General features: G+C 59.0%; 27 protein-coding genes. 3 read left to right on the top strand and 24 right to left on the bottom strand.

Annotation, left to right across the window (positions count from 1 at the left end; translation table 11 throughout):
- Positions 1–11: 11 nt before the first annotated feature.
- The 4 genes from PXT33_RS07305 to PXT33_RS07290 form a co-directional block, all read right to left on the bottom strand.
- Positions 12–1,886, bottom strand: a complete 1,875-nt coding sequence (locus PXT33_RS07305) for an SGNH/GDSL hydrolase family protein (protein WP_347070537.1) — start codon at positions 1,884–1,886, stop codon at positions 12–14.
- Between the two features lie 42 nt (positions 1,887–1,928).
- Positions 1,929–2,582 (bottom strand): HAD-IA family hydrolase, encoded by a 654-nt coding sequence (locus tag PXT33_RS07300; RefSeq protein ID WP_243112283.1) that lies wholly within the window; start codon positions 2,580–2,582, stop codon positions 1,929–1,931.
- Between the two features lie 152 nt (positions 2,583–2,734).
- Complete coding sequence (locus tag PXT33_RS07295; RefSeq protein WP_097774870.1) at positions 2,735–3,058, bottom strand: hypothetical protein; 324 nt, start codon at positions 3,056–3,058, stop codon at positions 2,735–2,737.
- A 74-nt stretch (positions 3,059–3,132) separates the two neighbouring features.
- The gene (locus tag PXT33_RS07290; protein ID WP_120079555.1) at positions 3,133–3,450 is read right to left on the bottom strand and encodes a YerC/YecD family TrpR-related protein; all 318 of its coding nucleotides are present in this window, start codon (positions 3,448–3,450) and stop codon (positions 3,133–3,135) included.
- Between the two features lie 696 nt (positions 3,451–4,146).
- Between PXT33_RS07290 and PXT33_RS07285 the strand changes: the two genes are divergently transcribed.
- Positions 4,147–5,874 (top strand): carbon starvation CstA family protein, encoded by a 1,728-nt coding sequence (locus PXT33_RS07285; RefSeq protein WP_332376224.1) that lies wholly within the window; start codon positions 4,147–4,149, stop codon positions 5,872–5,874.
- A 377-nt stretch (positions 5,875–6,251) separates the two neighbouring features.
- Here the strand turns inward: PXT33_RS07285 and PXT33_RS07280 are convergent, their stop codons facing one another.
- The 5 genes from PXT33_RS07280 to PXT33_RS07260 form a co-directional block, all read right to left on the bottom strand.
- The gene (locus PXT33_RS07280) at positions 6,252–6,944 is read right to left on the bottom strand and encodes an alpha/beta hydrolase (protein ID WP_332376223.1); all 693 of its coding nucleotides are present in this window, start codon (positions 6,942–6,944) and stop codon (positions 6,252–6,254) included.
- Positions 6,945–7,134: 190 nt separating this feature from the next.
- Positions 7,135–8,058, bottom strand: coding sequence for a translation elongation factor Ts (gene tsf, locus PXT33_RS07275; protein ID WP_005940319.1), 924 nt, complete (start codon positions 8,056–8,058; stop codon positions 7,135–7,137).
- A gap of 48 nt (positions 8,059–8,106) precedes the next feature.
- Complete coding sequence (gene rpsB / locus PXT33_RS07270; protein WP_005940316.1) at positions 8,107–8,829, bottom strand: 30S ribosomal protein S2; 723 nt, start codon at positions 8,827–8,829, stop codon at positions 8,107–8,109.
- Positions 8,830–9,030: 201 nt separating this feature from the next.
- Positions 9,031–10,968, bottom strand: coding sequence for an LTA synthase family protein (locus PXT33_RS07265; RefSeq protein ID WP_332376222.1), 1,938 nt, complete (start codon positions 10,966–10,968; stop codon positions 9,031–9,033).
- A 135-nt stretch (positions 10,969–11,103) separates the two neighbouring features.
- Entirely contained in the window at positions 11,104–11,403 is a 300-nt protein-coding gene (locus PXT33_RS07260) for a PRC-barrel domain-containing protein (protein WP_097774865.1), read from the bottom strand.
- 130 nt (positions 11,404–11,533) lie between these two features.
- Between PXT33_RS07260 and PXT33_RS07255 the strand changes: the two genes are divergently transcribed.
- Positions 11,534–12,148, top strand: a complete 615-nt coding sequence (locus PXT33_RS07255) for an HAD family phosphatase (RefSeq protein WP_097774864.1) — start codon at positions 11,534–11,536, stop codon at positions 12,146–12,148.
- Positions 12,149–12,214: 66 nt separating this feature from the next.
- On the opposite strand, the gene PXT33_RS07250 is transcribed toward PXT33_RS07255, so the two are convergent.
- The 6 genes from PXT33_RS07250 to PXT33_RS07225 form a co-directional block, all read right to left on the bottom strand.
- Positions 12,215–12,373, bottom strand: a complete 159-nt coding sequence (locus PXT33_RS07250; RefSeq protein WP_005940302.1) for a DUF1540 domain-containing protein — start codon at positions 12,371–12,373, stop codon at positions 12,215–12,217.
- 58 nt (positions 12,374–12,431) lie between these two features.
- Positions 12,432–12,788 carry a nitrous oxide-stimulated promoter family protein gene (locus PXT33_RS07245; protein WP_097781902.1) on the bottom strand — a complete coding sequence of 119 codons (357 nt, stop codon included), beginning with the start codon at positions 12,786–12,788 and terminating at the stop codon, positions 12,432–12,434.
- Positions 12,789–13,117: 329 nt separating this feature from the next.
- A complete protein-coding gene (locus PXT33_RS07240) occupies positions 13,118–13,534 on the bottom strand; it encodes a flavodoxin (protein ID WP_005940293.1) in 417 nt (138 codons plus the stop codon).
- Between the two features lie 151 nt (positions 13,535–13,685).
- Positions 13,686–14,456: a heparan-alpha-glucosaminide N-acetyltransferase gene (locus PXT33_RS07235; protein WP_332376221.1), complete on the bottom strand. Its 771-nt coding sequence runs from the start codon at positions 14,454–14,456 to the stop codon at positions 13,686–13,688.
- 164 nt (positions 14,457–14,620) lie between these two features.
- Positions 14,621–15,172 (bottom strand): NADH peroxidase, encoded by a 552-nt coding sequence (locus PXT33_RS07230; RefSeq protein ID WP_005926148.1) that lies wholly within the window; start codon positions 15,170–15,172, stop codon positions 14,621–14,623.
- A gap of 287 nt (positions 15,173–15,459) precedes the next feature.
- Positions 15,460–16,821 (bottom strand): uracil-xanthine permease family protein, encoded by a 1,362-nt coding sequence (locus PXT33_RS07225; RefSeq protein WP_332376219.1) that lies wholly within the window; start codon positions 16,819–16,821, stop codon positions 15,460–15,462.
- A 394-nt stretch (positions 16,822–17,215) separates the two neighbouring features.
- Between PXT33_RS07225 and PXT33_RS07220 the strand changes: the two genes are divergently transcribed.
- A complete protein-coding gene (locus tag PXT33_RS07220) occupies positions 17,216–18,337 on the top strand; it encodes a cysteine desulfurase family protein (protein WP_332376218.1) in 1,122 nt (373 codons plus the stop codon).
- Between the two features lie 209 nt (positions 18,338–18,546).
- Here PXT33_RS07220 and PXT33_RS07215 read toward each other — a convergent pair whose 3' ends face one another.
- The 9 genes from PXT33_RS07215 to def are packed head-to-tail and all read right to left on the bottom strand — an operon-like array spanning position 18,547 to position 26,617.
- Positions 18,547–19,182 carry a thiamine diphosphokinase gene (locus tag PXT33_RS07215; protein ID WP_044953453.1) on the bottom strand — a complete coding sequence of 212 codons (636 nt, stop codon included), beginning with the start codon at positions 19,180–19,182 and terminating at the stop codon, positions 18,547–18,549.
- A gap of 18 nt (positions 19,183–19,200) precedes the next feature.
- Positions 19,201–20,079, bottom strand: a complete 879-nt coding sequence (rsgA, locus tag PXT33_RS07210; protein ID WP_097774859.1) for a ribosome small subunit-dependent GTPase A — start codon at positions 20,077–20,079, stop codon at positions 19,201–19,203.
- Positions 20,080–20,090: 11 nt separating this feature from the next.
- On the bottom strand, positions 20,091–21,989 hold the full coding sequence (gene pknB / locus PXT33_RS07205) for a Stk1 family PASTA domain-containing Ser/Thr kinase (RefSeq protein ID WP_332376216.1): 1,899 nt from the start codon (positions 21,987–21,989) through the stop codon (positions 20,091–20,093).
- A complete protein-coding gene (locus PXT33_RS07200; RefSeq protein WP_346352579.1) occupies positions 21,989–22,504 on the bottom strand; it encodes a protein phosphatase 2C domain-containing protein in 516 nt (171 codons plus the stop codon). Before PXT33_RS07200 ends, pknB begins: the two co-directional genes overlap by 1 nt.
- Positions 22,501–22,728 (bottom strand): protein phosphatase 2C domain-containing protein, encoded by a 228-nt coding sequence (locus PXT33_RS07195; protein WP_347070536.1) that lies wholly within the window; start codon positions 22,726–22,728, stop codon positions 22,501–22,503. The genes PXT33_RS07200 and PXT33_RS07195 overlap by 4 nt, the downstream gene beginning before the upstream one ends.
- Positions 22,729–22,747: 19 nt before the next feature.
- Positions 22,748–23,788: a 23S rRNA (adenine(2503)-C(2))-methyltransferase RlmN gene (gene rlmN, locus PXT33_RS07190; protein ID WP_005940261.1), complete on the bottom strand. Its 1,041-nt coding sequence runs from the start codon at positions 23,786–23,788 to the stop codon at positions 22,748–22,750.
- Complete coding sequence (rsmB, locus tag PXT33_RS07185) at positions 23,743–25,161, bottom strand: 16S rRNA (cytosine(967)-C(5))-methyltransferase RsmB (RefSeq protein ID WP_347070535.1); 1,419 nt, start codon at positions 25,159–25,161, stop codon at positions 23,743–23,745. Before rsmB ends, rlmN begins: the two co-directional genes overlap by 46 nt.
- A complete protein-coding gene (fmt, locus tag PXT33_RS07180) occupies positions 25,161–26,081 on the bottom strand; it encodes a methionyl-tRNA formyltransferase (protein WP_005940255.1) in 921 nt (306 codons plus the stop codon). The genes rsmB and fmt overlap by 1 nt, the downstream gene beginning before the upstream one ends.
- Positions 26,081–26,617: a peptide deformylase gene (gene def / locus PXT33_RS07175; protein ID WP_332376215.1), complete on the bottom strand. Its 537-nt coding sequence runs from the start codon at positions 26,615–26,617 to the stop codon at positions 26,081–26,083. The genes fmt and def overlap by 1 nt, the downstream gene beginning before the upstream one ends.
- Positions 26,618–26,624 lie beyond the last annotated feature (7 nt).

Below are 26,624 nucleotides of genomic sequence, written 5' to 3'. Positions count from 1 at the left end.
GGGTGACAGCCTCAGGACGCGGAGTCCGTGGATGCGGACTGCTCGTTGGCGGCTTCCTTGCTGGCATTGGATTCCGAAGCCGCATGGGAGCTGCCAGAGCTTGCAGAGCTGCTCTCGCTGCTGGAGCTGCTATGGGAAGCCGAGCTGCTCTCACCAGAGTCCGCGTGGGACGAGCTGGTGCTGTGGGAAGAGCTGGCTGTTCCGTTGGAAGCAGAAGCCGAGCCTGCCGGGGAAGCCGTGCTCTCACTGCTGGAAGAGCTGTGAGACGGGCTGTCGGAAGAGCTGTGAGACGAGCTGCCGGAGGTGGATGTAGCCCCGGAGGATGCCCCGGAGGTGGTGCCGGACGATGCACCGGAAGAGCTGGTGCTGCCGGAAGAACTGCTGCCCGACGTGCTGCCAGAGCTGCCAGAGCTGCCGGAGCTGCCGGAGCTTACGCCGCTGACCGTCACATTCACGGTGTTGCTGGTAACGGTGCAGCCGTTGTAGCTTGCCACTGCGTACACCTTAAAGGTCGCATTGAGCATGGAGGGGTCGATCTCCACCTTGACGGTGGTCTTGCCCGCCGCCTGCGGCACTTCCGCACCGTTGGCGTACCAGCGGATGCTGTCGGCAGTGAGGTGCTTGCCGCCCAGCTTTGCGGTAAAGGTGTAGGAATCGCCCAGCACGGCCTTGCCGGTGCTGCTGATATGCACGGAAGCCGCTGCAAACACGGCGGTCACGTCCACGTTCTGCTTGAAGTTCGTATCGGTGCGGGTCTTCTGGGTCACGCCGTCGCTCCACTTGACGAACACATAGCCGTCCTGCGGCACAGCCGTCACGCTGATGGACTGGGCGGCGCTGGTCACTTCATAGGAGAGGGATGTCTTGCCGCTGTCGCTGCCGCTGGAAAGGGTGCCGCCGGTCTTGTCCACCCGGTAGCTGGCCTGATACAGCACACCCTGCTCTTCGGAAGAGCCTGCAGCCTCCGAGCTGCTGGGTGCTGTCACCGCAGAGCTGGGGTTCGGGGTATACTCGGCGCGGGTGGGGATGTTGGCGGTGTCCGGGCGACGGTCGTCGGTCTGGTAAGCGTGGGTGCGCAGATAGCTCAGCATGGCCTTCAGGCCCACGGGCTTCAGGTGGATATCGCCGGTCTGGTAGTAATCCTCGCGGCCATAGCCGTTGGCATCCTTCAGCGCTTCGGCGCTGTTGAGGAACTTCAGGCCCATCTGCTCACACATGGACAGCAGGGCCATGTTGAAGTCGTCGATCTTGGTCTGGTCCATGTGGGGGTAGTTTGCGTGGTTTGCAGGCACCGGCGGCACCGTGTTCACGATGATGTCAGTGTAGGGGTAGCTTTCCTGAATGGCCTGCACCAGCGCGGTATAGTTCTTGATGAACTCGTCCACGCTCATGCCGGTATCGTTTGTGCCCAGCATGATGACCACGCGGCGGGGCTTCATTTTGGCCACGGCCTGCGCGATGGTGTAGGTGCTGCTGTCCTTTTTAAAGGTAACGATGCCCTCGTTCAGGGCGGCATGGGTGCCAATGCCCTCCTTGGCGCAGAACTGCTGCAGGCTGATCAGGCCGTTGGCGTACAGGCGCACCGTGTTGGAATCGCCGAGGAACAGCGTTTCCTTCTGGTAGCTCTCGCCCGCGTCGGCGGTCTCCGGCAGCAGGGCGGCAGAGGTCTCGCTGATCTGGTAGTGATCCGAGATATCCTCTTCGCCCGGCACCAGCACCTCGCTGGAGGGCTGTTCCCCCGGGGCTGCAGGGGTCTTGCCGCGCTTGAGCAGCGTCATGGTAATGGCAATGGTCAGAATGGCTGCCAGCGCGCACACACTGCACACCAGCACAGCCTGCTTCTGCATAGGAGTAAGCGATTGCTTTTCCGGTCGTGTATTTCTCATATTTCTCACCATTCACTTAGTTTCCGGCACAGGGCCTTCCGGTCATGCCTGTCCGTTCAGGATCTGGTCTGCAAGGCTGGCGCAGCTTTCGGCCAGCAGCACCGGGTGGAAGGGTTCCAGCTCTTCCCTGCTGCCGTAGCCGTACAGCGCACCGGCGGCATCCAGCCCGCAGTCCGCAGCGCCGCGCATGTCGTCGTTGCGGTCGCCCACCATCAGCACCCGCCTGCCCTGCATCATGGGCTGGGCCAGCACATGGCGCACCACGTCGGTCTTGGTGTCGCGGCTCTCGTCCATGGACGCGCCGCCGATAAAATCAAAATAGCCTGCAAGGCCCTTTTCTTCCAGAATGGGCGTAACGACCTGCGTGGGCTTGGAGGTAGCGGTGCACAGCACAAGGCCCGCGTCCTTCAGGCGCTGCAGCATCTCTGCTGCACCGGGGTAGGCGGCGCACTCGTGGCTGCCCTTGACGGCGTAGCTGTCGCGGTACAGGTCGGTGGCCTTTTCAATGAGGGCCGGGTCGGTAAAGTGCTCACCAAAGCTCTTGCGCAGCGGCGGGCCAAGGTAGCGGCGCAGGTTCACATTTGTGGTGTCCACGCCCATCTTGGCAAAGACTTCTTTTAATGTATTTATGATACCGGGAGCGGAATCGATCAGGGTCCCGTCCACATCAAACAGGATCGCATCGTAGTTCAGCAATTTGTAAATTTCCTCACTTTCATGGTGATACATTGTATAGTATAGCACAGAATCCCGTTATCAGCAATTCCAACAAATGGTTTTTACAAAAATTATGCATTCAAGCAGAGAAAAGGCCCGCCCGGCATCCGGACAGGCCTTTCCGCATCTTCTTACTTCGCTGCGGCATCCACAGGCGGATAGTACAGGTTGTTGGAGACGAACTCCAGCTTATCCTTGAGCACCAGCTCCAGGTTTGCCACGGCGTGCACCATGTTGGTGGCCGAATCGTTTACTTCCAGCAGCTTGCACAGGTCCAGACCGTCCAGTTTCATGGCGGCGTCCATCTTCCGGCTTTCGGCACACAGGATGTGGCTCAGGGCATTTTCCTGCAGAGCAATGCTCTCCACAAGGTCAACGACCGCCTGCTCCAGCGTCACCTTGGGCAGGCAGGGGCAGGGGCAGCGGGTGGTATCGATACAGTTCTCAGCAGACATGATAAAACCTTCCTTTCATTCGTCCGGTCAGGGGCGGTGTACGCCCCATTCTATGTCTGCCGGGTACGCCGGTGTTACTCCTGCTTTTTAGGGTTCTGGATGCCGCGCACCTTTTCAATGGTCTCGCGGTAGCCGCCGGAGCCGTACTGGATGCAGCGGTTGATGCGGCTGATGGTGGCCGTGCTGATCTCCACTGCCTTCACGATCTGATCGTAGGTTCTGCCGTCCAGCAGCATCTTTGCCGCTTCCAGCCGCTGCGCCATATCCGAGATCTCCTTTACAGTGCACAGGTCTTCAAAGAAGTTGTAGCACTCCTCCCGCGTTTCCAGACTGAGGATGGCATCAAACAGTGCATCGGTGGTCTGGTTTCTTCTGGAATTTTTATCTGCCATGAATGTTCTCCTTGCCGCCGCAGCGGACTGTCCGGTTTTGGGAGCGTTCCCTCTTTTAAATGTTCCGGAAATGTTCAGGTTCTTTCTTGCATCACCACTTTAGCACATCAAAGTGTGAAAGTCAAGCCCTTGGCGTGAACTCTTTTCATTCGTTGACGTGTATAGTTTTCTTCGTTTCACGCATGAACAAAAATCACCTAAAAATTATTGCAGAACGCTTTCCTGAATTAGTGTATCCTCCGAACTTGCTCCAATGATATTGACAATTTGTGAATTCCACACTAAAATACGGACAATCATTCGGCAAATGCGATGAACAGGACATGATTCTTTGCAGCACCCTCTCCCAGAGAGCCGCCCATCTGATGCAAGGGCAGCAGTCAGGAGCAAAGCGTTCTCCCCTGCGAGCAGCCTGTGTGAACAAAGGCGCTGACCCCGCCTTCCAGTAATGCATGGCCGTTTTGCCCACGTTACGGGGCTGCGTATGTATGTACGCTGGGAGTGGCTGCCCTGTGCAGCAAACGAAGTGGTATCGCGGAGTATTCCATACACGATGTGCAGTGTATGTGAAGGCCTTCGTCTTCGATGGTTCGTCCCAAACGGAACGAACGCAGGAAGACGGGGCCTTTTTTACATCCTGCCGCCCCCATGCCGCTGACATTTGCCGGATGCCAAGAAAGGAAAGAGGTAAAAACAATGAATACGCTGGTCATCGTATTGATCGCAGCCGTGTGTCTGTTTGGCGCTTATATGCTTTACGGCCGCTGGCTGGCAAACAAGTGGGGCATCGACCCCTCTGCCAAGACCCCGGCAGTTGTCCATGAGGACGGCCGGGACTACGTTCCCACCGACGGCTGGACCGTGTTTGCACACCAGTTCAGCTCCATTGCCGGTGCAGGCCCTGTTACCGGTGCGATCCAGGCCGCTGCTTTCGGCTGGCTGCCGGTGCTGCTGTGGGTGCTGCTGGGCGGCATCTTCTTCGGTGCCGTCACCGACTTCGGCGCTCTGTATGCTTCCGTTAAGAACGACGGCAAGAGCATGGGCATGCTGATCGAAAAGTACATCGGCAAGACCGGCCGCAAGCTGTTCCTGCTGTTCTGCTGGCTGTTCTGCGGCATCGTCATTGCCGCCTTTGCCGACATGGTGGCCGGCACCTTCAATGCCTACGGTGCCGACGGTGCTCTGGTGGAGGCTGCCCAGACCAACGGTGCTGCCGGCATGGTCTCCATCATGTTCATGGTGTTCGCCGTGATCTTTGGCCTGCTGCAGAAGAACCTGCACTTCACCGGCTGGAAAGAGAATGTGATCAGCATCGTATTCATCGTGCTGTCCTTTGTGGTGGGTGCAAACTTCCCCATCATTCTGGGCAAGGCTGCATGGAGCTACATCACCTTTGTGTACATCTTCTTTGCCGCTGTCCTGCCCATGTGGCTGTTGAAGCAGCCCCGTGACCACATGACCACCTTTATGTTCGTGGCCATGATCGTGGGCGCTGTTCTGGGCCTGATCGTCAATCATCCCGTCATGAACCTGCCGGTGTTCACCGGCTTTACCAACGCCAAGCTGGGCACCATGTTCCCCATCCTGTTCGTTACCGTTGCCTGCGGCGCTGTTTCCGGTTTCCACAGTCTGGTGTCTTCCGGCACTTCCTCCAAGACCGTTACCAATGAGAAGGATATGCTGAAGGTCGGCTACGGTGCCATGGTGCTGGAAAGCCTGCTGGCTGTCATCGCCCTGTGCGTGGCCGGTGCTTCTGCTGCTGCAGACGGCACCCCCGCAGACGGCACTCCGTTCCAGATCTTCAGCCGCGGCGTTGCCAGCTTCTTCGTGGGCTTCGGCCTGGACCAGCACTTTGCCTCTGTGTTTATGACCATGTGCGTTTCCGCACTGGCCCTGACCAGTCTGGATGCTGTGGCCCGTATCGGCCGCATGAGCTTCCAGGAGCTGTTCAGCGTGGACGACATGGAGCATGCTGAGGGCTGGCGCAAGCTGCTGTGCAACGTGTACTTCTCCACCTTCCTGACTCTGGCTTTCGGCTTCCTGCTGACCAAGATCGGCTACGCCAACATCTGGCCCCTGTTCGGTTCTGCAAACCAGCTGCTGAGCGCTCTGGTTCTGGCCACCCTGTGCGTGTTCCTGAAGGTCACCGGCCGCAGCAACAAGATGATCTTCCCTCCGCTGATCATCATGCTGTGCGTCACCTTCACCGCTCTGGTGCAGCGCCTGATCGCCATGGTCAAGGCCATCAGCAATGCCGCTGCTGTCACCATCCCCGCTGGCGAGACCACTTGGGGTGCTGTGTTCATTGCAAACGGCCTGCAGCTGATCCTGGCCGTGCTGCTGATCGTTCTGGGCCTGAACATCGTGTTCCACTCCTTCAAGGCCTATAAGAATGCTGAGCACAACAGCGAAGCAAAGGTCTGAGTTTCAGATCCTGCTGAACTGAATCTGTAAATGCAAACTGCCGCTGACGGCGTAAAAACCGTCAGCGGCAGTTTTTGTTGCTGTAAGCTTCTATGATTTGAAATGGCCTCCGCGTGCGCTCTGGCCATAAGCAGAGGAAAATTTATTTGATATTGTGGTTTGGAAACGACTGCGGTCGTTTCCAAACCATTTTTTCACAGAAAGAGTCCCAAAGATAAAATGCATAGTCACCACAAAAAATGCAGTGTACGGTCACGACCTTTCCCGTGAAAAAGCAAACCAGCAAAGCCCGCAGGCTTTGCTGGTTTGCAAATATAAAAATAATACTTCCGCTAAAAATAGCCAAAGCGCACGCGGCGGCTATTCTAAATCAAAAATCAAACGTTCGTTTCTTCCCACGTTTGAAGGACCGCCATCTGCACTGGGGTGTGGAACCAGTGTTCCCCGCCTTCCATGATTGTCAAATGCGCCCCGCTTTCCTGACGGAAGCGCTCGATCATGGTGCGGCTGGTCAGGGCATCCCTGTCACCATACAGCACCTGCGTGCGGCCATGCCAGTGCAGCGGATGTTCCCGCACCCAGCACAGATACGGCCATGAGAGGGTCTCCCCAAGATCCGTGGGGATCTCCCCTGCCCGCTGCAGCTGTTCCTCGGTCACATGGGCACATTGCATCATATCCGTGATGAGAGCTTCCATATCCACCACCGGAGAGACCAGCAGGGCCTGTTCCGGCGCGTCTCCCTGCAGCGCCTGCATGGCAAGCCACGCGCCGATGCTCACACCATACAGCCGGATATGCGCCCACACCGGCTTCATGCGGGCGTATACGGCTTCTATCTCCGGCACAGCCACCCACGGCAGAAGCCGCTCAGGGCTGTTTTTCCGTGCGCCATGCTCGGGCAGGTCGATAGCCAGCACCTGCCAGCCCGCTTCACAGGCTGTAGCGGCAAAACGTTCTGCCTCTTCCTTGCAGCCGTTCTTGCCATGGAGATAGAGATAGACCCTGCGGCTCCGGCTGCCGTACAGGATGGCAGGGATGCCCGCAAGAGTCATGGTTTGTTTTTTCATAAGGGATTCTCCTTATCCGATCATGCTCTCCAATCGGAGAGACGTTTTGTTTACACTGCGCATTGCTTTTCGTCCTCCCTTCTTTCCGTTTTCTCTATGATAGCACATCCGCCCGCCAAACACAAACAAAAAGGAGCCGCAGCGCCCTGTTACGGGTACTGCAGCTCCCAATTCAACTTTGGAAGTTAAATTACTTCACCATGCTTGCAACTTCAGCAGCGAAGTCGTCAGCACGCTTCTCCAGGCCTTCGCCCTTCTGGAAGCGGGTGAACTTGACGATCTTGATGTCGCCGCCCAGATCCTTAGCGACCTTAGCGGTGTACTGAGCAACGGTCAGGTCGCTGTCCTTGACGAACTCCTGATCGACCAGGCAGTTCTCCTTGAAGAACTTCTTGATCTTGCCCTCGATCATCTTCTGCTTCACAGCCTCGGGCTTGTTAGCGGTCTTGGGATCGCCAGCCATCTGAGCCAGCATGATCTCCTTCTCCTTGGCCACGACCTCAGCGGGGACAGAAGCCTCATCGACATAGCCGGGGTTAGCAGCTGCAACCTGCATGGCGATGTCCTTGCCGTAGGTAACGAACTCGTCCTTAGCCTCGATGCCGTTGGTGGTCTCGAAGTTGACCAGAATGCCGTGGGTGCCGCCGCCGTGGACGTATGCAGAGCAAACGCCCTCGTAACGGACGAAGCGGCGAACCTTGATGTTCTCCTTGATGACCAGGATCAGGTTCTTCAGAGCCTCGTCCACGGTCTCGCCGTTCTCGGTCTTGCAAGCCATCAGAGCCTCAACATCAGCAGGGTTCTGCTTCATGATGACCTGAGTAGCCTCCTTGACGAAAGCAACGAACTTGTCGTTCTTGGCGACGAAGTCGGTCTCAGCGTTGACCTCGATGACAACACCCACCTTGCACTGGGGGCAGTAGTCAGCGTAGACCATGCCCTCGGCAGCGGTACGGCTTGCCTTCTTGGCAGCGGTAGCCAGACCACGCTCACGCAGGATCTCGATTGCCTTCTCGAAGTTGCCGTCAGCCTCGGTCAGAGCCTTCTTGCACTCCATCATGCCGCAGTCGGTCTGCTTGCGCAGTTCCATAACGTCCTTTGCAGAAATAGCCATTTTCGTATTCTCCCTTACACGTTATTTTGTTGTTTGTGGGATGGGAAATCAGGCGTTTGCTGCATCCTCAGCGGGAGCGGCCTCCTGGTTGCCCTGCTTGCCTTCCAGCACAGCGTCAGCCATAGCGCCAGCGATCAGCTTGACAGCGCGGATTGCGTCGTCGTTGCCGGGGATCACGTAATCGATCTCGTCGGGGTTGCAGTTGGTATCAACGATAGCCACGATGGGGATGTTCAGCTTGCGGGCCTCAGCAACAGCGATGCGCTCCTTGTGAGGATCAACGATGAACATAGCCTTCGGCAGGGTCTTCATGTTCTTGACACCGCCCAGGTACTTGTCCAGCTTCTCCATCTCCAGCTCCAGCTTGGCAACTTCCTTCTTGGGCAGCAGCTCGAAGGTGCCGTTCTCCTTCATCTTAGCCAGCTGATCCATACGGTCGATGCGCTTGCGGATGGTGCGGAAGTTGGTCAGCATACCGCCCAGCCAGCGAGCATTGACATAGTGCATGCCGCAGCGCAGAGCCTCGTCACGGATGGACTCCTGGGCCTGCTTCTTGGTGCCGACGAACAGAATGTCGCCGCCCTCAGCTGCAACTTCCTTCACGTAGTTGTAAGCCTCGTCCAGCTTCTTCACGGTCTTCTGCAGATCGATGATATAGATGCCGTTGCGCTCGGTGAAGATGTACTTTGCCATCTTGGGGTTCCAGCGGCGGGTCTGGTGACCGAAGTGCACACCTGCTTCGAGAAGCTGCTTCATAGAAACGACTGCCATAGTAAAAATACCTCCAGATATTGTTTTGCCTCCGCACACCGTGATCCCGGGCCGTATCGGACGGTTCGGGACTGCCCTCCACCCATTTGGGCACAAAAGGGCATAGTGATGCGTGTGTAATGCCTTGTTATAATATCACAAACAAACGCCGGTTGCAAGAGTTTTTCTCTGTTTTTTACAAAGAAATCGTCTGTTTTTCGCTCATTTGCCTGTGTCCACGCCGCTCAGGCCCGCAAGGCCCATGCGCTGCAGGGCGTATCCCCTGCCGAACATCAGGTCGTACTGCAAAAGCCAGTGCTCTGCGCTCCACCGCTGCTGGAACTCGGTAGGCTCCTGCGTGGTGGTGCCGTCCAGATTCATGGTGGTTCCGCGGGTATTGGTGCGGCTGGCCACACGCAGCTGACGGTTCAGAAACTGGAAGTAGAGCGGCTCTTCCAGACCGTAAATGTCCATCATCACCGGCGAGATATCGTAAGCGGCAATGGTGCCAAGGTCCACCTGCTGCTGGCTGTAGTTGGACCACATCAGCAGCGTGGTCTGGTGCAGGCGGGGGTCTGCGCTGGAATCGCTGGCATAGCCGGTAGTGGTGTAGACATCGTAATTGGAATCGATAGGGTTATAGTGGTCGCCCCAGAACACCAGAATGACCGGCTCGTCCACCTGCGAGAAGTATTCGGTCAGTTTGCCCATCATGGCATCTGCATCCCGGATGCCGGTAGCAAAATCTTCCAGCGCGCCCACGGTGCTGGGCTTGAGGCCCGCCGGGTGGGACAGCACCTTTACGCGCTCGTCGTCCGGGTAGTTGTCCTTGTTATAATTGGTATGGTTCTGCATGGTGACAGCGTGCAGGAAGATGGGCTTGTCCGAGCTGGACTTCATGCTCTCGTACTGCTGGATGATCTGGTCGGCCATGGAATCATCGGTGACAAGGCCGTTGGTCCAGTAGTGCTTGCGCACCTTGGTCACGCCATGCATATCCTCAAGGCTGATAAAATCGTCAAAGCCGAGGTTGGGGTAAGCCTTGTCGCGGCTCCAGTATTTTGCCCAGAAGCAGTGCACGGCTGCGGTCTGGTAGCCCTTGAGCTTGAGGTAATTGGGCATGGCGAACATGGGCTTGGTCACATGCTGCTGGTAGGGCTTGCTGCCGCTGGGCAGGAAGGATACCGAGTAGCCGGTAAGGGCTTCAAACTCCACATCGCAGGTGCCGCCGCCAAAGCTGGGGCTGTAGGCCCGGCCATAGGCGCTGGTCTGCTGCAAGGCGTGCAGGTTCTTGGAGACATCGGTATCAAAGGTGATGCCGTACTGTTCCAGCTCCGAGACATCCCAGTAGGACTCGTCCATCACATAGATGATGGTGGGCTGCTTCACCTGCTCGTCCTTGGGGGTCACGGCACTGTAGCTGGTGGAATACAGCGGACTGGTGGCAAACTTCTGGCTCTCGTCCACATTGTCCAGCAGGGCATCCACCGCTTCCTGCGAGTATTCCTCGGGCTTCGAGATCTCCAGATTGGTGAGGTTGGTCATAAAGCCGGTGATCACGCCGTAGTAGCGGTAGTAGCGGTCCTGCATCCATGCATCCGGCGTAATGCCCAGCACCTGCGTGACCGCGGGCTGCAGGTACACGCCGAACACCAGCAGGCAGAGGGCCGCTGCGGTGGCGGCACTGCCCGCCAGCCGGGGCAGCCAGCGCTGTTTGTGGCGGCCGCGGAACAGGAAGAAGCTGCCCGCCATCAGCACCAGCACCACGATGATGGTCACCACCATGCTGGGCTGGATCTTGAGGCCCGCAGCGGATGCCACACCGGCAGCCTCCGACACCTGTGTCAGATCCCATGGCAGGAACGGCTCGCCGCGCAGCTGCAGGGTGTAAAAGTTCACCGCGCAGGGCGCACAGCCCAGCACCGCCATGCCCAGCGTGGACAGCGGCGGACAGCGGAGCACCCAGTCCAGCAGCAGCCACACCAGAAACAGCAGCAGCCACGCCAGCAGATAAGCCCCGATGTGCGGGAAGATAAAACTTGCAAAAACGTCTGCGCTCAGGCTCCCGCGGGCGATCCCCTCGCCCAGCAGCAGCACGATCAGCGATGCCGCCAGCGGGAATACCATCCGCAGCGCCAAAAGCGGTTTGGGAGTTTTCATAATTCCTGTTCCTTTCCTCATCCTTGAAACCTCAGATCATACGCAAAAGCACATTTCTTTACGCTTTTTGCACAAAGCTTCTGCGATTATTATAGTCACTTCCACAAAAAAGTCCACCCTGTTTTTGCAAAAAATTTACAAACCCAGCTTCACGCGCAGCTTTTGCCACCATTTGAGCTGTTCCGGCTGCGGCGGTGCTTCCGGCAGGGCCGTGTGCACCAGCACCGCATCCGTGCCAATGGTCTCGATCTCCTGCCATGGAATGGTCAGGCTATCGTCCCGGCCAAGCAATCCGAACAGCCTTGGCCGTCCCAGCAGGATCAGGCTCTGCAGCCGGGCGGTGGCAGGGTCAAAGGTCAGGTCGTCGGCCCGGCCAAGGCAGACCCCCTGCTCCAGCTGCACCACCTCTTTTTCACACAGTTCCCGGATGGTCAATGCCCTTCTCCCCTTTCTGCCACAGCTTATGCAGCCGCCAGGCACATCATGCAAAAAGCAGTGGAAACCGCATGGCAGATTGTGGTATACTGTGGGCAGAGCATTCCATGAGAAACAGAGGAAATTTTAAATGTATAAAAGCATCGTGTTTGATCTGGGCGGTGTCATGGTGGATTTTGCCCCCCGCGCCTATCTGGTAGACCGCATTTGCAATGAAGAGATCGAGGAGCAGGTGTACGACCTGACCTTTGGCAGCGAGGAGTGGAAGCAGCTGGATGCGGGGCTTGTCTCCCGCTTTGACGGCAATCAGGCCATGCTGCGCAACGCCAAGGCCGCCGGGCGCGAGTTTGAGGTGCAGGGCGTGCTGGACGACTGGCTGCACATCCTGCGCCCGCGCCGCCGGATGCAGGAGCTGGTGCGCCGCCTGAAGAACCATGGCTACAGCGTGTACTATCTCAGCAACATCCCGGAGGACGTGCTGGCCCTGCTCAAGGAGCGCGGCGTGCTGGATCGCTTTGACGGCGGCGTAGCCTCCTGCGAGGTGCACATCAACAAGCCCGACCCCCGCATCTATCAGGCCCTGCTGGATCAATACGGCCTGAAGGCCAGCGAGTGCGTGTTCATCGACGACAATCTGGCCAATGTGCAGGCCGCATTCACGCTGGGCTTCGTGGGCATCCGGATGAAAGAGAGCGTGGGCACCCTGATCCGCAGCCTTGCCACCTGCAATGTGGCCCTGCGCTGACCTCCGTGACCCAAAACAGCTCCTGCCGGAAATGCTCTGGCAGGAGCTGTTTTGCTGCTTTAGGAATTACTTTTTCTCGTAGCTCTGGCAGTAGTGCGGGGTCTCCACCTGCTGCGTATCGCAGGTGCACTGCTCGGTCACTTTGATCTGGGGCAGGTCGCACTTGCAGCCGCTCACATTGTGGCTGCACTCGCAGACATCACAGGTAACGCCGATGTTTTCCATATTTATCACCTCTCTGTCCACAGTATGGCCTGCGGGCAGGGTGTTTATTCCGGAAAATTCAGCCAGTCTTTTTCGCTTCGCGCTTAGACCGGAGTGTGACTGCCGCATGCCGGATGGAAAGCACCGGGTGCACCGGCAGCATCCGCGGGCCTGCCCAGCGCATCACCGCGCGGATCTTCTCCCGCATTTCCGGCTTGTAGCAGTGCACTTTGCAGGCCGAGCAGAAGGTCTTGGTCTCCATGAACGGGCATTTGTCAATGCGGGTCAGGGCGTAATCATGCAGCTGCCGGCACTCCGGGCACAGGCTGCCTTTGGGTGTTTTGTGCTGCCTGCGGCAGTAAAGAGCGATCATCTCGCTCACCAGCATCTTTTCATCTGCGCGCTTCTGATCCAAGTTCTTCGGGGTATCCTGCATGGGACGGGGCCTCCTGCTGCCTTATTTTTTTCTACGGTCCGACCGCATTGCAGCGCGGCGCACCGCACGGCGCAAAAATGCAAAGCCTACCGTAACACCAATTGCTGCAGCCACTGCCATATACACCGCCTTCTGAAACCAAAGCGGCAGGAGCGCAGACCTTTCCGCCTGCTGTCCCCTGCCGCAGTTTTGATGCATTCTGTACAGAGGCTGTTGCTTTTGCGCGAAAGTTAGTATTTACTAACTTTCAGCTCTACAAAAACACCGTTTTTCGGTGTTCTCATAGTTTATCGCAGCTGTCTCTGTTTGTCAAGAGAAGCTTCTCCTGTTTACCATGCAGCCAGATCTGCACCCAGCTTGCGGCATGCAGCCTGAACATCATCGTCCGGGGCCTCGTTGCAGATCAGGCCCTCACCGTTCAGCACCTGTGCGCCGTCGCCCTGAGCACGCTCCACCCAGTCACGCATCCACTGGCCGTCGCCCCAGCCGTAGGAGCCGAACAGGGCGATCTTCTTGCCGTTCAGAGAACCCTCCAGATCAGAGAACATCGGCTCGAACTCGCTCTCCTCCAGCTGCTCAGCACCCATTGCGGGGCAGCCAAAAGCCACTGCATCAAACTCAGCCAGCTTTGCGGCGTTCATCTCGCTGCAGGGCACGATGGTGCCGTTTGCACCCTCTGCCACGCAGTTTGCCATGGTCTCAGTGTTGCCGGTTGCGCTCCAGAATACGACTGCTACTTTGCTCATAAAGATCGTCCTCTCTCAAATCAATATTAGTTAGATATATCTAACTTTATGTTCCATGAAAATGCGTCCAACCACGCAGACGCATCCCCATTTGGTTAGTACCTTCTAACCACCGATAGAATACCACAGCTTCCCGGCTGTGTCAAGCCTTTTATGCAAAAAGAACTGCCGCGGCTGAAAGTACGCCGTAGATCACCGGCTGGTGCAGCAGATACAGCAAAAGCGAGTGCCGGCCCATCCAGCCCAGCGCCGGGCAGACCGAACGGCGCAACGGTTCCATCCGCGCCCGGCCCACCACGCCGTGCAGAAAGTACCCTGCCCAGAACAGAAACAGCCACGGCAGCAGGGCAAAATAATCGGTGGAATAAAAATCGAAGGGCAGAAAGCCGAAAAACGCTGTAAAGTAATTCGCGTACCATGCATCCGGCAACGCAAGGCGCAGCCCGCCGAAGCCGAGCCAACGCTCGTCCAGATGATAAGTCAGTGCAAACAGCACCGCCGAAACCGCCAGCCCTGCGGCGGGCGGGATCTTTTTCAGCAGCGGTTCCAGCACACCGGTGAGCAGCATGGCGCTGCCCAGAAAGGTCAGCACACCGAACACCACCCGGTCCTCCGGCATGAAGACCAGCGTCACCACCGTGACCAGTGCCCCGGCAGCAAACACCTGTGCGCCGCGCTTCAGGGTGCGGTGTCCCAGCGGCACGCAGAAGCCGGACAGCAGGATGAACACCCAGCAGATGCTCTGCTGCCACAGCCGCCCCGGCCAGCCGATATACCAGTCCATCCAGATGCCGAACAGGAACATCATGTCCCAGCAGGCATGGTACAGCATCATGCTGACCAGATCCAGTCCGCGCAGTTCGTCCAGCAGGGCGTAGCGGCTCGCCGGGGCCTTTTGCTGCACTCGTCGTTCGTTTTCCATTATCCATATTCCCCTTTGCTGTGTTTCGCAATACGATATGACAAATTATAAACCGCACTGCGGCACCTGTCAACCAGACATCTCAGGGGGTTGAAGGCAGCAAAAAACCGCTGCACAGCGGCAAAGCCATGCAGCGGTCAGAATGGATAACCGGGGAAACCTTATCAGACTTCGGTGTTGAAGTAGCGCTTCAGCAGGCCCTCAAAGCCGCGGCCGTGACGGGCCTCGTCCTTTGCCATCTCGTGAACGGTGTCGTGGATGGCATCCAGATTCAGGGCCTTTGCCTTCTTGGCCAGATCCATCTTGCCTGCACATGCGCCGCACTCGGCCTCGGCACGCATCATCAGGTTCTTCTTGGTGCTGTCGGTGACAACTTCGCCCAGCAGCTCTGCAAAGCGGGATGCGTGGTCTGCTTCCTCGTAGGCATAACGCTTGTAAGCCTCAGCAATCTCGGGGTAGCCCTCGCGCTCAGCCACACGAGCCATTGCCAGATACATGCCGACCTCGCTGCACTCACCCTCAAAGTTTGCGCGCAGGCCATCCACGATCTCCTGCGGCACGCCCTCGGCCTTGCCGATGCCCACAACATGCTCGGTGACGTAGGTGTTGCCGGTCTTCTCCACAAAAGCGGAAGCAGGAGCCTTGCAGACGGGGCACTGTGCCGGGATCTCGCCTTCAGCAATATAACCACAAACGGTGCAAACGTACTTCTTCATAAGAATAGACCTCCATCATTCTTTTTATATCAGTTAGAAAACAGGCTGGGCGGTGTTGGTACTCACCGGCCCTTGTCATGGCTCTATTATAGCGAATTATTCCTAGTTAGTCAAGGATAATTTTAAGAATAATTCCTATTTATTTTGTCTTACAGATAAATTCCGGCAGGGTCACTAAAAACCATCATCAAAAACTGTGTGCTTTGCCCTGTGCACCTTAAAAACAGCAAAGCCGCCCTGCACACACAGGACGGCTTCTGCCTTGTTCTTCCTTCTTCTATGGGAGATCAGACCTGCAGGTTGCTGCTGGTAGCGGCTTCGGAGCCGTCGGCAGCATCAAACTCGTAGTCGTTGCCGGGCAGGATAGCGTTCAGCAGGATGCCTGCGATCGCGGCCACAGCCAGACCGGACAGGTTGATGGTGACACCTGCAACGGCAAAGCTGACACCGCCCACAGAGTTGAAGCCCAGTGCGCACACCAGAATGACAGCGGCCACGATCAGGTTGCGGCTGTTGGTAAAGTCCACGCGGTTCTCCACCACGTTGCGCACACCGATGGCGGAGATCATGCCATACAGCACAAAGCTGATGCCGCCGATGATGCCGGTGGGGATGGTGTTGATGACAGCCTCAAACTTGGGGCTGAAGCTCAGGATGATGGCCAGCACAGCCGCAATGCGGATGACCAGCGGATCGTAGATCTTGCTCAGAGCCAGCACACCGGTGTTCTCGCCGTAGGTGGTGTTGGCCGGGCCGCCCAGCAGGCCGGCCATGGTGGTTGCAAGGCCGTCGCCCAGCAGGGTGCGGTTCAGGCCGGGGTCGTTGATATAGTTGTGGCCCACGGTTGCGCTGATGGCGGCGATATCGCCCACATGCTCCATCATGGTTGCCAGTGCAATGGGGATGATGGTGAACAGTGCGCTGATGAACTCCGGGCTGCCGTCGATGGCAAACAGGCCCATGGCCTCCTTGTGCAGAGGGATGCCCACCCATGCAGCCTCAGAAATGCGCTGGAAGTCCACTGCACCGGTCACCAGTGCCACTGCGTAGGACACCAGAACACCGATGAGGATGGGCAGGATCTTGACCATGCCCTTGCCCCAGATGTTGCACACGATCACGACACCCAGTGCCACAAAGGCCAGGATCCAGTTGGACTGGCAGTTGTTGATCGCAGAGGGGGCCAGGATCAGGCCGATGGAAATGATAATGGGGCCAGTGACCACCGGCGGGAAGAATTTCATGATGCGGCGGATGCCGAAGGTGGAGATCAGCAGGCTGGCCACCAGATACACCAGACCGGAAAATGCGACGGCGGCGCAGGCGTAGGGCAGCATCTTGGTGTTGGCAACGGTCAGGTTGCCGTCTGCATCTGCCAGCATGGGGGCCACGATGGAGAAGCCGCCCAGATACGCAAAGGAGGAGCCGAGGAATGCAGGCACCTTCTTTTTGGTAATGAGGTGGAACAGCAGGGTGCCCAGACCTGCGCACAGCAGGGTGGTGGAAACGCTCAGGCCGGTGAGCAGCGGCACCAGCACCGTTGCGCCGAACATGGCAAACATGTGCTGCACGCCCAGAATGAACATGCGGCCTGCGCCCAGCTGGCGCGCGTCGTAAATGCCTTTGGAGTAATCGATCTTTTCGCTCATGAAGTTTTTCTGCCTCCTACAGAACTCGCAGCCCCAAAAAAAGAGGCACCGCCGTCAGCAAAACGGCAATGCCCCTGAAATTTGGGAACAATGATCCCGCCCGGAAATGAGAAGTGCAATACAGCGCAGTCGATGATTCTTGTGCAGCATGGTGCGCTCCCCCTTTCATTCAGGCTCTTTCCAAACCGCCGCCAAAAGCCCCGCAAAAGGCCGCAGCGGGCAGTCCTTCAAGAGATTATAGCAGACTTTTTGCCGCCGTGCAACCATTTTGCTTAATTCTCCTGTATTTCCAGCCCGGAAGTTTGCACCGCTTCTCTTGCAATCCGGCCCAAAGCGCACTATAATATAACCTACCATTGTAATCTGTATTATAAGAGAATTATCAGGAGAGTTTATGATCTATCTGGATTATTCTGCCAATACCCCGGTAGACGAAGCGGTTTTACAGCGCTTTTGCGAGGTGGAGCGCAATTGCCCGGGCAATGCCAATTCCCGCCACGCAGCAGGCACTGCCGCAAAAGTTGCCATCGATGCCGCCACCCAGAGCATTGCCCGCAGTCTGAATGTGCAGCCCGCCGAGATCATCTATACATCCGGTGCCAGCGAGGCCAACAACTTTGCCATCAAGAGCATCGCCCGGCTGGAGCGCCACCATGGCAGACACATCATTTCCACCCCGCTGGAGCATTCCTCGGTGAGCGGCAGCCTGACCGCCCTGCAGGAGCAGGGATACGAGATCGACCTTGTGGACATCCGGCAGGACGGCACGGTGGACCTTGCCCACCTGAAAGAACTGCTGCGCCCGGACACCATTCTGGTGGCCGTCACTGCCGTGGACAGTGAGCTGGGCGTGGTGCAGCCGGTGGCCGAGATCGCGGAAATGTTGAAGGCCTGCCCCCACTGCCACTTCCATGTGGATGCCACACAGGCCGTGGGCAAGCTGCCGGTCAGCTTTGCGGGCATCGACACCATGAGCCTGACCGCCCACAAGTTCTACGGGCTGAACGGCATCGGTGTGCTGGTCAAGCGGCGCGGCCTTGCGCTGGAGCCGCTCATCCATGGCGGCGAGAGCACCACCATCTACCGCAGCGGCACCCCCACCGTGGCGCTGGCCTGTTCGCTGGCGCTGGCGCTGGAAAAGGCAGTGAGCGAGCTGCCCGCCCGGGTGGAGCACATCCGCGCCCTGAACGCCCGCCTGCGCACCGGGCTTGCCCAATACCCCAAGGTGCGCATCAACAGCCCGGACACCGCCGTGCCGCAGATTTTAAACCTGAGCGTACAGAACGTGAAGGGCACCGTTTTCCAGCGGGAGCTGGATGCCAGGGGCGTATGCGTCTCGGTCAAATCGGCCTGCTCTTCGGACGGCCTGCCCTCCCGCGCCGTGTTTGCCGTGAGCCATGACCGGCGCAACGCGCTGTCCTCGTGGCGCATCAGCCTGAGCCACCTGACCACGGAACAGGAGATCACTGATTTTATGCAGGCGTTCGATGCCTGTTACAACGCCCTGACGCAATAAAAAGGAGTATTATGAAGCAAGATCCCCCCGCCGACCAGCAGCGAGGGGATCTTTTCTACTGTTTTTGAATGCCGAACAGTCTGCGCAGAATGCCGCGCAGCGCCTTGGGGCTTCGGATCACAACTACCTGCATATGCTCCCCGCCTTTCCGTTTTCTGGCCCATCCTATGCAGGCAGGGGCCGGAACGTTCCGGCAAGGGCAGCAGCGCTCAGTCTGCGATGGTCTCCACCACCACCAGCGCACCGCTGCGGGTGGAGATGGTGATGCAGTCCGACCCGGCAGCGTACTCGTTGCTGACGCCCAGCGGGTAGCTGGCGGTCAGCTCCGCATCGGTCAGCTCATAGTAGGAGCCGCGCTCGCACACGCCCTGCGCCCTGCCCTCCATCGGGAAGGCCGAGAAGAAAAAGTACTTCTCCTTCGGGTAGCGGCGGGTCTCGCCGGGCATCACGTAGGTGATGCGGCTGCGCTCATCCAGCAGGGTGGTGCGCACACCGCGCTGTTCCAGCCCAAGGCCGGTGCACAGGTTTGCAAGGGTGTGCTCCACCCGTCTGCCGCCAAGGCCGCCCAGCAGCAGCACCTCGTCAAAGCCCTTTTCCGAGACCAGCTTTGCAGCATACTCGGTGTCGGTATCGTCCTTCACATGGGGCAGCACGATGATATCGTCGTCCTGCTGTTCCGGGCAGGGGGCGGTGTCAAAGTCACCCACGATGATGTTGGGTCTACGCCCCAGAGGTGCGCAGTTGCGGTAGCCTGCATCACAGGCAATGATAAAGTCGTCCGGCCGCAGGGCCTCTGCCAGCTCCGGAGAAACCGGGCAGGCCGAAATGATCACACAACGTGACATGAATCTCTTCCTTATCCTTTATACTTTCGGGCGTTGCCAATCCTTCACGTCCTTGACTTCCTCGTACATGGCGCAGTAGCTGTCGTACCGGGTCTGGGAGAGCCTGCCCTCGGCCAGTGCGGCGCGCACGGCACAGCCTTTTTCGCTGCGGTGGGAGCAGCCGGTGAACTGGCACTGGCCCAGATAAGGCCCGAACTCCGGGAACGCATGTTCCAGATTTTCCTTGGGGATGAACCCGGCGCGGTTCGCTTCCAGACTGGCAAAGCCCGGCGTATCCGCAATGCGCCCGCCAAAGGCTTCAAAGATCGTCACCTCACGGGTGGTGTGGCGGCCGCGGCCCAGCTTCTGGCTGATGGCACTGGTCTCGCGCTCTGCTTCCGGCAGCAGATGGTTCAAAAGGGTGGATTTTCCCACGCCGGAGTTGCCGCAGAACGCACACAGCCTGCCGCTGATCCACTGCTTCACCTCGTCCAGCCCGCCGCCGGTCTCGTAATCGATGCGGATGAACGGCAGGGTCGATTTTTCGTAGGCCTTACGCAGGAATTCCGCCTCGGCCAAGTCGCCCTTGGTGCACACGATCACCGGCTGCACGCCCTTGTCCACCGCAATGGCGGCAAGCTTATCCAGCACCAGCGTGCTGGGCGTGGGCTGGGTGGTGCTGGCCACAAGGAACAGCACATCCAGATTTGCCACCGGAGGCCGCACGAACACATTTTTGCGCGGTGCGATCTCGGCAATGACGGCTGCACCGTTCTCGGTCTCCAGCGTCACCTCATCGCCCGCCACCGGCGTGATCTTCTGTTTGCGGAAAATTCCGCGGGGCTTGCACTCCACAATGCCCTCCGGCGTTTTTACATAGTAAAAGCCGCCGATGCCCTTTGTGATATATCCCTTCATGCACGCCTCCGTCAGCTCAGCAGCGAGGACCACCAGTCGGTCAGCGGTTTCTGCGAAGGGTCGCCGCTGCCCGCTGTGCCCTGTTCGGTGCCGGTCTCGGTGCTGGAAGAAGAGGAGCCGCTGCCAAACAGGCCGCTCCACCAGTCGCCGCCGGTGGTGCTGTCGCTGGGTGCTTCCGGTTCCGGTGCAGGCTCCGGCCCTGCGCTTACCACAATGTTCACGCGGCCGTTCAGCTTTGTGGTAGAGCCTGCCGCCGGGTTCTGACTGATGACAGTACCCACCGGCTGGTCGCTGTACTGCTCGGTCTGGCTGCCAAGGCCCAGATGGTTCTGCACCAGCAGGGTGCGGGCATCAGCGGTGCTCATGCCGGTCAGCGAGGGCACCTTGGTGGTGGTTGCCACCTGCGGGCGGCTGATATACATCACCACAGTGCTGCCTGCAGCCACCTGACTGCCCGCCGCCGGGTCGGTGCGGATCACCGCGCCGGATGCCACAGAGGTATCCACAGCCTGCGTTACCAGCACCGAGACACCCAGCTCCTTGAGCTGCTGCTCTGCATCGGCCTGCACATAGTTGGTCAGGTCCGGCACGGTAACGTACTGGGTGCCAAGGCTCACAGTCAGGGTCACATTCTGGCCCTCGCGCACCGTGCGGCCGGACACCGGCGACTGCTTATAGATATAGCCCGCCGCATAGTTACTGTTGTACTCCTGCTCCCAGGTAACGCTGATCTGGCCGGAGACCACCTGCTCGGTGGCAGCAGCCTCGTCCTGCGTCATGCCGATATAATCGCCCAGCGTGATATCGGCCTTGTTGTTCATCAGGTTGGAGGAATCGTTCAGGATCATCCAGCACAGCGCAAGGCACGCCAGTGCAAATGCAATGGTAACGCCGAACAGTGCCGGCAGGAAGATGGTGCGCTTTTTCTTGCGCGGTGCGGCCTTTTTGCCGCGGGGCGCAGGCTTTTCGGCCTGACGGTTTGCACGGTTCTGGTTCATGGTACGTTTCACCACCTTTTCGGGAGCATCTTCTGTAATATACTTGTACTCGAACATCACGGAGGGGTTGTGCACGTAGGTGTCCAGCGCATCCAGCATTTCGCGGGCGGATGCGTAGCGGTTCTGCGGCAGCTTTGCCATGGCCTTTTCGGTGATCTCCACCAGTGCATTCGGCACCTCCGGCGCGATCTCGTGCAAAGACTTCGGCTGATCGGAGATCTGCTTGATGGCAACTTCCACCATGTCGTCTGCATCAAAGGGCAGATGACCGCTGAGCATCTCGTACATCATCACGCCCACCGAGTAGATATCGCTGGTGCAGTCGGTCTCATCGCCCTTGGCCTGCTCCGGGCTGATATAGTGCACGCTGCCCATGGCCTTGCCGCTCAGCAGCTGGTTCTCGGCACGGGAGATGCGCGCAATGCCAAAATCCATCATGCGCAGCTGGCCGTTGTCCAAAAGCATGATGTTCTGGGGCTTGATGTCCCGGTGCACCACACCGTTGGCGTGGGCATGTTCCAGCGCCTTTAAGATCTGGGAGATGAAGTGCACGGTCTCCCGGTTGGTCAGCCTGCCGCCGCGCTGGTTAAGGTACTCGCGCAATGTCATGCCGTCCACATATTCCATCACGATATACTGCAGATCATCATTCACCGATACATCGTACACTTTTACGATGTTGGGGTGGTTCAGCAGCGAGATGGCCTTGGATTCATTTTTAAAGCGGCGCACAAGGTCCGGGTCGTGCATATACTCCTGCCGCAGCACCTTTACCGCCACCACGGTACCGGCAGGCACCGGGCCGTTGTGCCCCAGCATGACCGCCTTGTAGACGTTTGCCATGCCGCCGGAACCGATCAGCTCCCGCACCTCATACAGGCCGTCCAGCTTTTTGCCGATCAGGTTGTCCATCAGCGCACCTCCTCCACACACAGCAGCAGCGCGGTGATGTTATCCGGGCCGCCGTTCTCGTTGGCCGTGCGGATCAGAAGGTCCGGCAGGTCGTAGAACCTGCCGGTGCGCAGCAGCTGTTCCAGCTGTTCTCTGGGCACGGCATTGGTCAGGCCGTCCGAGCACAGCAGCAGGATATCCCCTTTCTGCAGCGGTGCGGTGGTGAACTCCGAGTCCAGCCGGTAGTCCACGCCCAGCGCCTTGGTGATGATGTTCTTCTGAGGGTGGTGCTCGGCTTCCTCCACGGTAATGGTGCCGCAGTCCACCAGCTCCTGCACATAGGAGTGGTCGTGGGTGAGCTGGGCAAGCCTGCCGTCCCGGTACAGGTACGCCCGCGAGTCGCCTGCATGACACAGGAACACCTTGCCGCCGCGCACCAGTGCGCACACAGCCGTGGTGCCCATGCCCGCCAGCGATTCCTCACGCAGGGCCTTCTGGAACACAAAGCGGTTGGCGCTGAGCAGGCTCTTTTTCAAAAGGTCTCCTCTTCGCCGGGCAGGCACTTGGAAGCATACTGCTCCTGAAAGCAGCGCTCGATCACATCGCACGCGCTCTGGCTGGCTTCCCTGCCGCCGCGCGCACCGCCCATGCCGTCGCATACCAGCAGCCATGCGGCATCGCCGGGCAGTTCTCCTGCGCGATAATCGTCCTGATTATCCTGCCGGACCCTGCCGACATCCGTTTTTCCTGCAAGTTTCATAGGCTTCTCCCTTTAATATTTACGCTTTCCCGTTCATTTCGTCACGGCGCAGCTGGCCGCATGCGGCGCTGATCTCGCTGCCAAGGCGGCGGCGCACCGTAGCGTTCACGCCAAGGCTCTCCAGCTTCTGCTGGAAGCGGTGCACGTTGGCTGCATCGGTGGCCGAGTACGGGCTGCCGTCCACCGGGTTGATGGGGATCAGGTTCACATGGGCACCCATGCCCCGGATCAGGTTTGCCAGCTGTCTGGCGCAGGCATCGGAATCATTGACACCGCGCACCATGGAATATTCAAAGCTCACGCGGCGGCCGGTGGTGTCCTGATAGCGGCGCACGGCCTGCATCAGCACTTCCACGGGATAGGCATCGTTCACCGGCATCATGCCGCTGCGAATTTCATTGTTGGGTGCGTGCAGCGACACCGAGAGGGTCAGCTGCAGCTTTTTCTCGGCCAGCTGGTCGATCTTGGGCACCAGACCGCAGGTAGAAAGGCTGATGTTGCGCATCCCGATGTTCACGCCCTCGGGCGAGGTGATGTTCTCCAGAAACTTCATCACTTCGTCAAAGTTATCCAGCGGTTCGCCAATGCCCATGAGCACGATGTGGGAAATGCGCTCCCCGATATCCTTCTGGGCGGTGTAGATCTCAGAGCAGATCTCGCCTGCTTCCAGATCGCGCACGCGGCCCGCCTGGGTGGACGCGCAGAAGCGGCAGCCCATGCGGCAGCCCACCTGCGTGGACACACACACCGTGTTGCCGTAGTGGTAGCGCATCACAACGGTCTCGATGCAGTTGCCGTCCGCCATGCGCAGCAGATATTTTACCGTGCCGTCCTTTGCTTCCTGCCTGCGCTCGATCTTGGGCGCGGCAATGTAGAAGCTTTCTTCCAGCTTTGCCAGCAGGGTCTTGGGCTGGTCGGTCATGGCAGAAAACTCGGTGACCAGCTTCTGGTGCACCCAGTGGAAGATCTGCTTTGCCCGGAAGCCCGGCTGACCCATCGCTTTCAGTTCAGCGGTCAGCTCTGCCAGCGTAAAGGAAGAGATACAGCGTTTTTGTTCCATTGTGTTCTCCTATTGTTTTTTACGAACAAGCCACCTGTTTCATTGCAGCTTTTCCCCGTTTTTCTGCATGGCACACAAGAAAAACCGTCCATGCCGGTACGGGTGGGCACCGAAAGCGCGCCGTGCTCCCCTGCCGTCATCCCGGCGGGCAGCGCTGCGGCAGGCTCCACCACCGTAAACTCCGGGTGGCGGGCCAGAAATGCCGCGATCTGCTGCTGGTTTTCTGCCGGGTCGATGGTGCAGGTGGAGTACACCAGCCTGCCGCCCGCTTTCAGCAGCTGTGCCGCCGTATCGAGGATGGCCGACTGCGTGGCCAATAATTCAGCTTCGCGGGCCGGTTCCAGCTTTTTGTAGCGCAGATCCGGCTTTTTTGCCAGAATGCCAAGGCCGCTGCAGGGCACATCCGCTAAAATGCGGTCGGCCTGCGGCAGGGCCGGGTTCACCTTTGTGGCATCGTTGCACAGGGCTTCCACATTGGCAAGTCCCATGCGCTGCACTGCCGTGCGGATCAGGCCCACGCGGTTCTCGGCGGCATCGCAGCTGTAAAGCCTGCCGGTGCTGTGCATCTGCTCGGCCAGCAGGATGGTCTTGCCGCCGGGCGCGGCGCACAGGTCGATGACTGTTTCTCCGGGCTGTGCGTCCACGCAGAGCGCCGCCAGCTGGCTGGCCTGCCCTTCCACATGGAAGTACCCCTGCCGGAACAGCTCATTTTCCGCCGGGCTGCCCTCGAAGCGGGCCAGCACACTGCCGGGCACAATGCCCCGCTTTGCTTCCTTTGCGCCGGAAGCCAGCAGCTTTGCACAAAGCTCATCGGCACTGCCTTTCAGCGGGTTCGCCCGCAGGCTGGTCATGCCGCCGTCGGCCTTGTAGGTAAGGATATCCAGTGCTTCGTCCGGGTAGTTTTTGTGCAGAAATTCCGCCACATCCCGCCCGGCAGAGCCAAGCACCATGAGCCGCTCCACTTCGTTTTTGAAGCTTGCGGTGCTCAGGTCGTAGCTGCACGCCTTGCGCAGCACGGCGTTGACCAGACCGGATGCGCTGGATTTTTTGAAGGCACGGGTCAGCTTGACGGCTTCGTTCACCGCAGCGGACACCGGCACCTGCATATAGCGGGCCTGCGCCAGCGCCGCGCGCAATATTTCGCGCACCGGTGCATCCAGCTTGGCAAGGCCCTTGGGCAGGAACTGGCACAGGATGTAGTCCAGCGTGCCCCGGTGTTCCAGCACCGTGTAAAAGATGGCGCTGGCAAAAGCTTTATCGCGGCCTTCCAGCTGCTGGCGCTTGAGTTCGGCATCCAGAACAAGGTTGGAAAAACCATCCTGTTCCTGCCGCACCAGCGCCGCTACTGCCGCCGCGCGGGGATTCGCCGCCATCAGAGGATATCCCCCGTTTTCAGGCGCTGACCGGCCGCAAAGGCGGTGCCGTCCATGGGCTTTTTGCCTTCCGGCACCACATTCAGCAGCTGGACGGCCCCCTCACCGCAAGCCACCGTGAGCGGCTTTGTGGCCAGCACGGTGCCGGGCGCTTCGCCGTGAGCTTCCACGGCACGGCACTCCATCACCTTGAGCTTTTTGCCGCCGGAGGTGACGAACCATGCACCGGGCCACGGGTTCATGCCGCGCACCCAGTTGTGGATGTGGGCAGCCGATTCGGTCAGGCGGAACTCTGCCATCTCCTTGTTCAGCATGGGTGCAAGGCAGGCGTTCTCATGATCCTGCGGCTGGGGTTTCAGCGTTCCGGCGGCGATGGCGGGCACCACCTCGCACAGCACCCGTGCACCCACGGCAGTCACGCGGTCAAACAGCTGGCCGCTGGTCTCCTCCGGGTCAATGGCGATCTTCTCGCAGCAGAGCACATCGCCGGTGTCAAGGCCCTCGTCCATCTGCATGATGGAAACGCCGGTCTCGGCATCGCCGTTCAGCACGGCCCACTGCACCGGGGCGCTGCCGCGGTACTTGGGCAGCAGGGAGACATGCAGGTTGATGCAGCCGTACTTCGGCGCTTCCAGCACAGACTTCGGCAGGATGCAGCCGTAAGCCACCACCACGATCAGTTCCGGGGCCAGTGCGCGGATGTTCTCGTCCTCGCTGCCGTCCCGCAGGGTGCGGGGCTGGAACACCGGCGTGCCGTGGGCAAGGGCCACTTCCTTGACCGGGGGTGCGGTAAGCACCTGCTTGCGGCCAACCGGCTTGTCCCGCCGGGTGTACACCGCGCAGATGTCATGCCCGGCGGCATACAGGGCTTTGAGGCACTCTGCGGCAATATCCGGCGTGCCCATGAACAAAATGCGCATTACTTGTTTCCTTTCGCTTCGCGGGCAGCTTTTTTGCCCTCTTCGGTATCCTCATAGAAATACTCGCTGGACTGCATGATGGTAATGCCGTCCAGATGGTCGTTCTCGTGCTGGATGCAGCGGCCCAGCAAATTCTCAGCTTCCAGCTCGAACCACTCACCGTGGCGGTCCTGTGCGCGCACCTTGACCGCCACGGGACGGGTCACAGCGCCGTTGTGGCCCGGGAAGGACAGACAGCCCTCGTAGGCGGTCTCCTCTTCCTCGGATACAGCCAGAATTTCCGGGTTGACGAAGTCGATGAACTTATATTCGTAATCTTCGGGGATCTCCTCGGGCGCGTCGGTGGTGTCCCACACCACGAACAGACGGCGCAGCATGCCCACCTGCGGGCCGGCCAGACCCACGCCGTCGGCGGCGATCATGGTCTCGTGCATGTCGTCCAGCAGGGTAGCCAGACGGTCATCAAAGGTGGTGACGGGGCGGCAGACCTTGTTCAGGATGGGATCGCCCTCTTTTACAATGTTACGGATAGCCATTTATGGT

Source organism: Faecalibacterium taiwanense, assembly GCF_036632915.2.
Classification (GTDB): domain Bacteria; phylum Bacillota; class Clostridia; order Oscillospirales; family Ruminococcaceae; genus Faecalibacterium; species Faecalibacterium taiwanense.
Note: the sequence above shows the minus strand (reverse complement) of the source record. Positions and strands in the feature narration are given on the sequence as shown.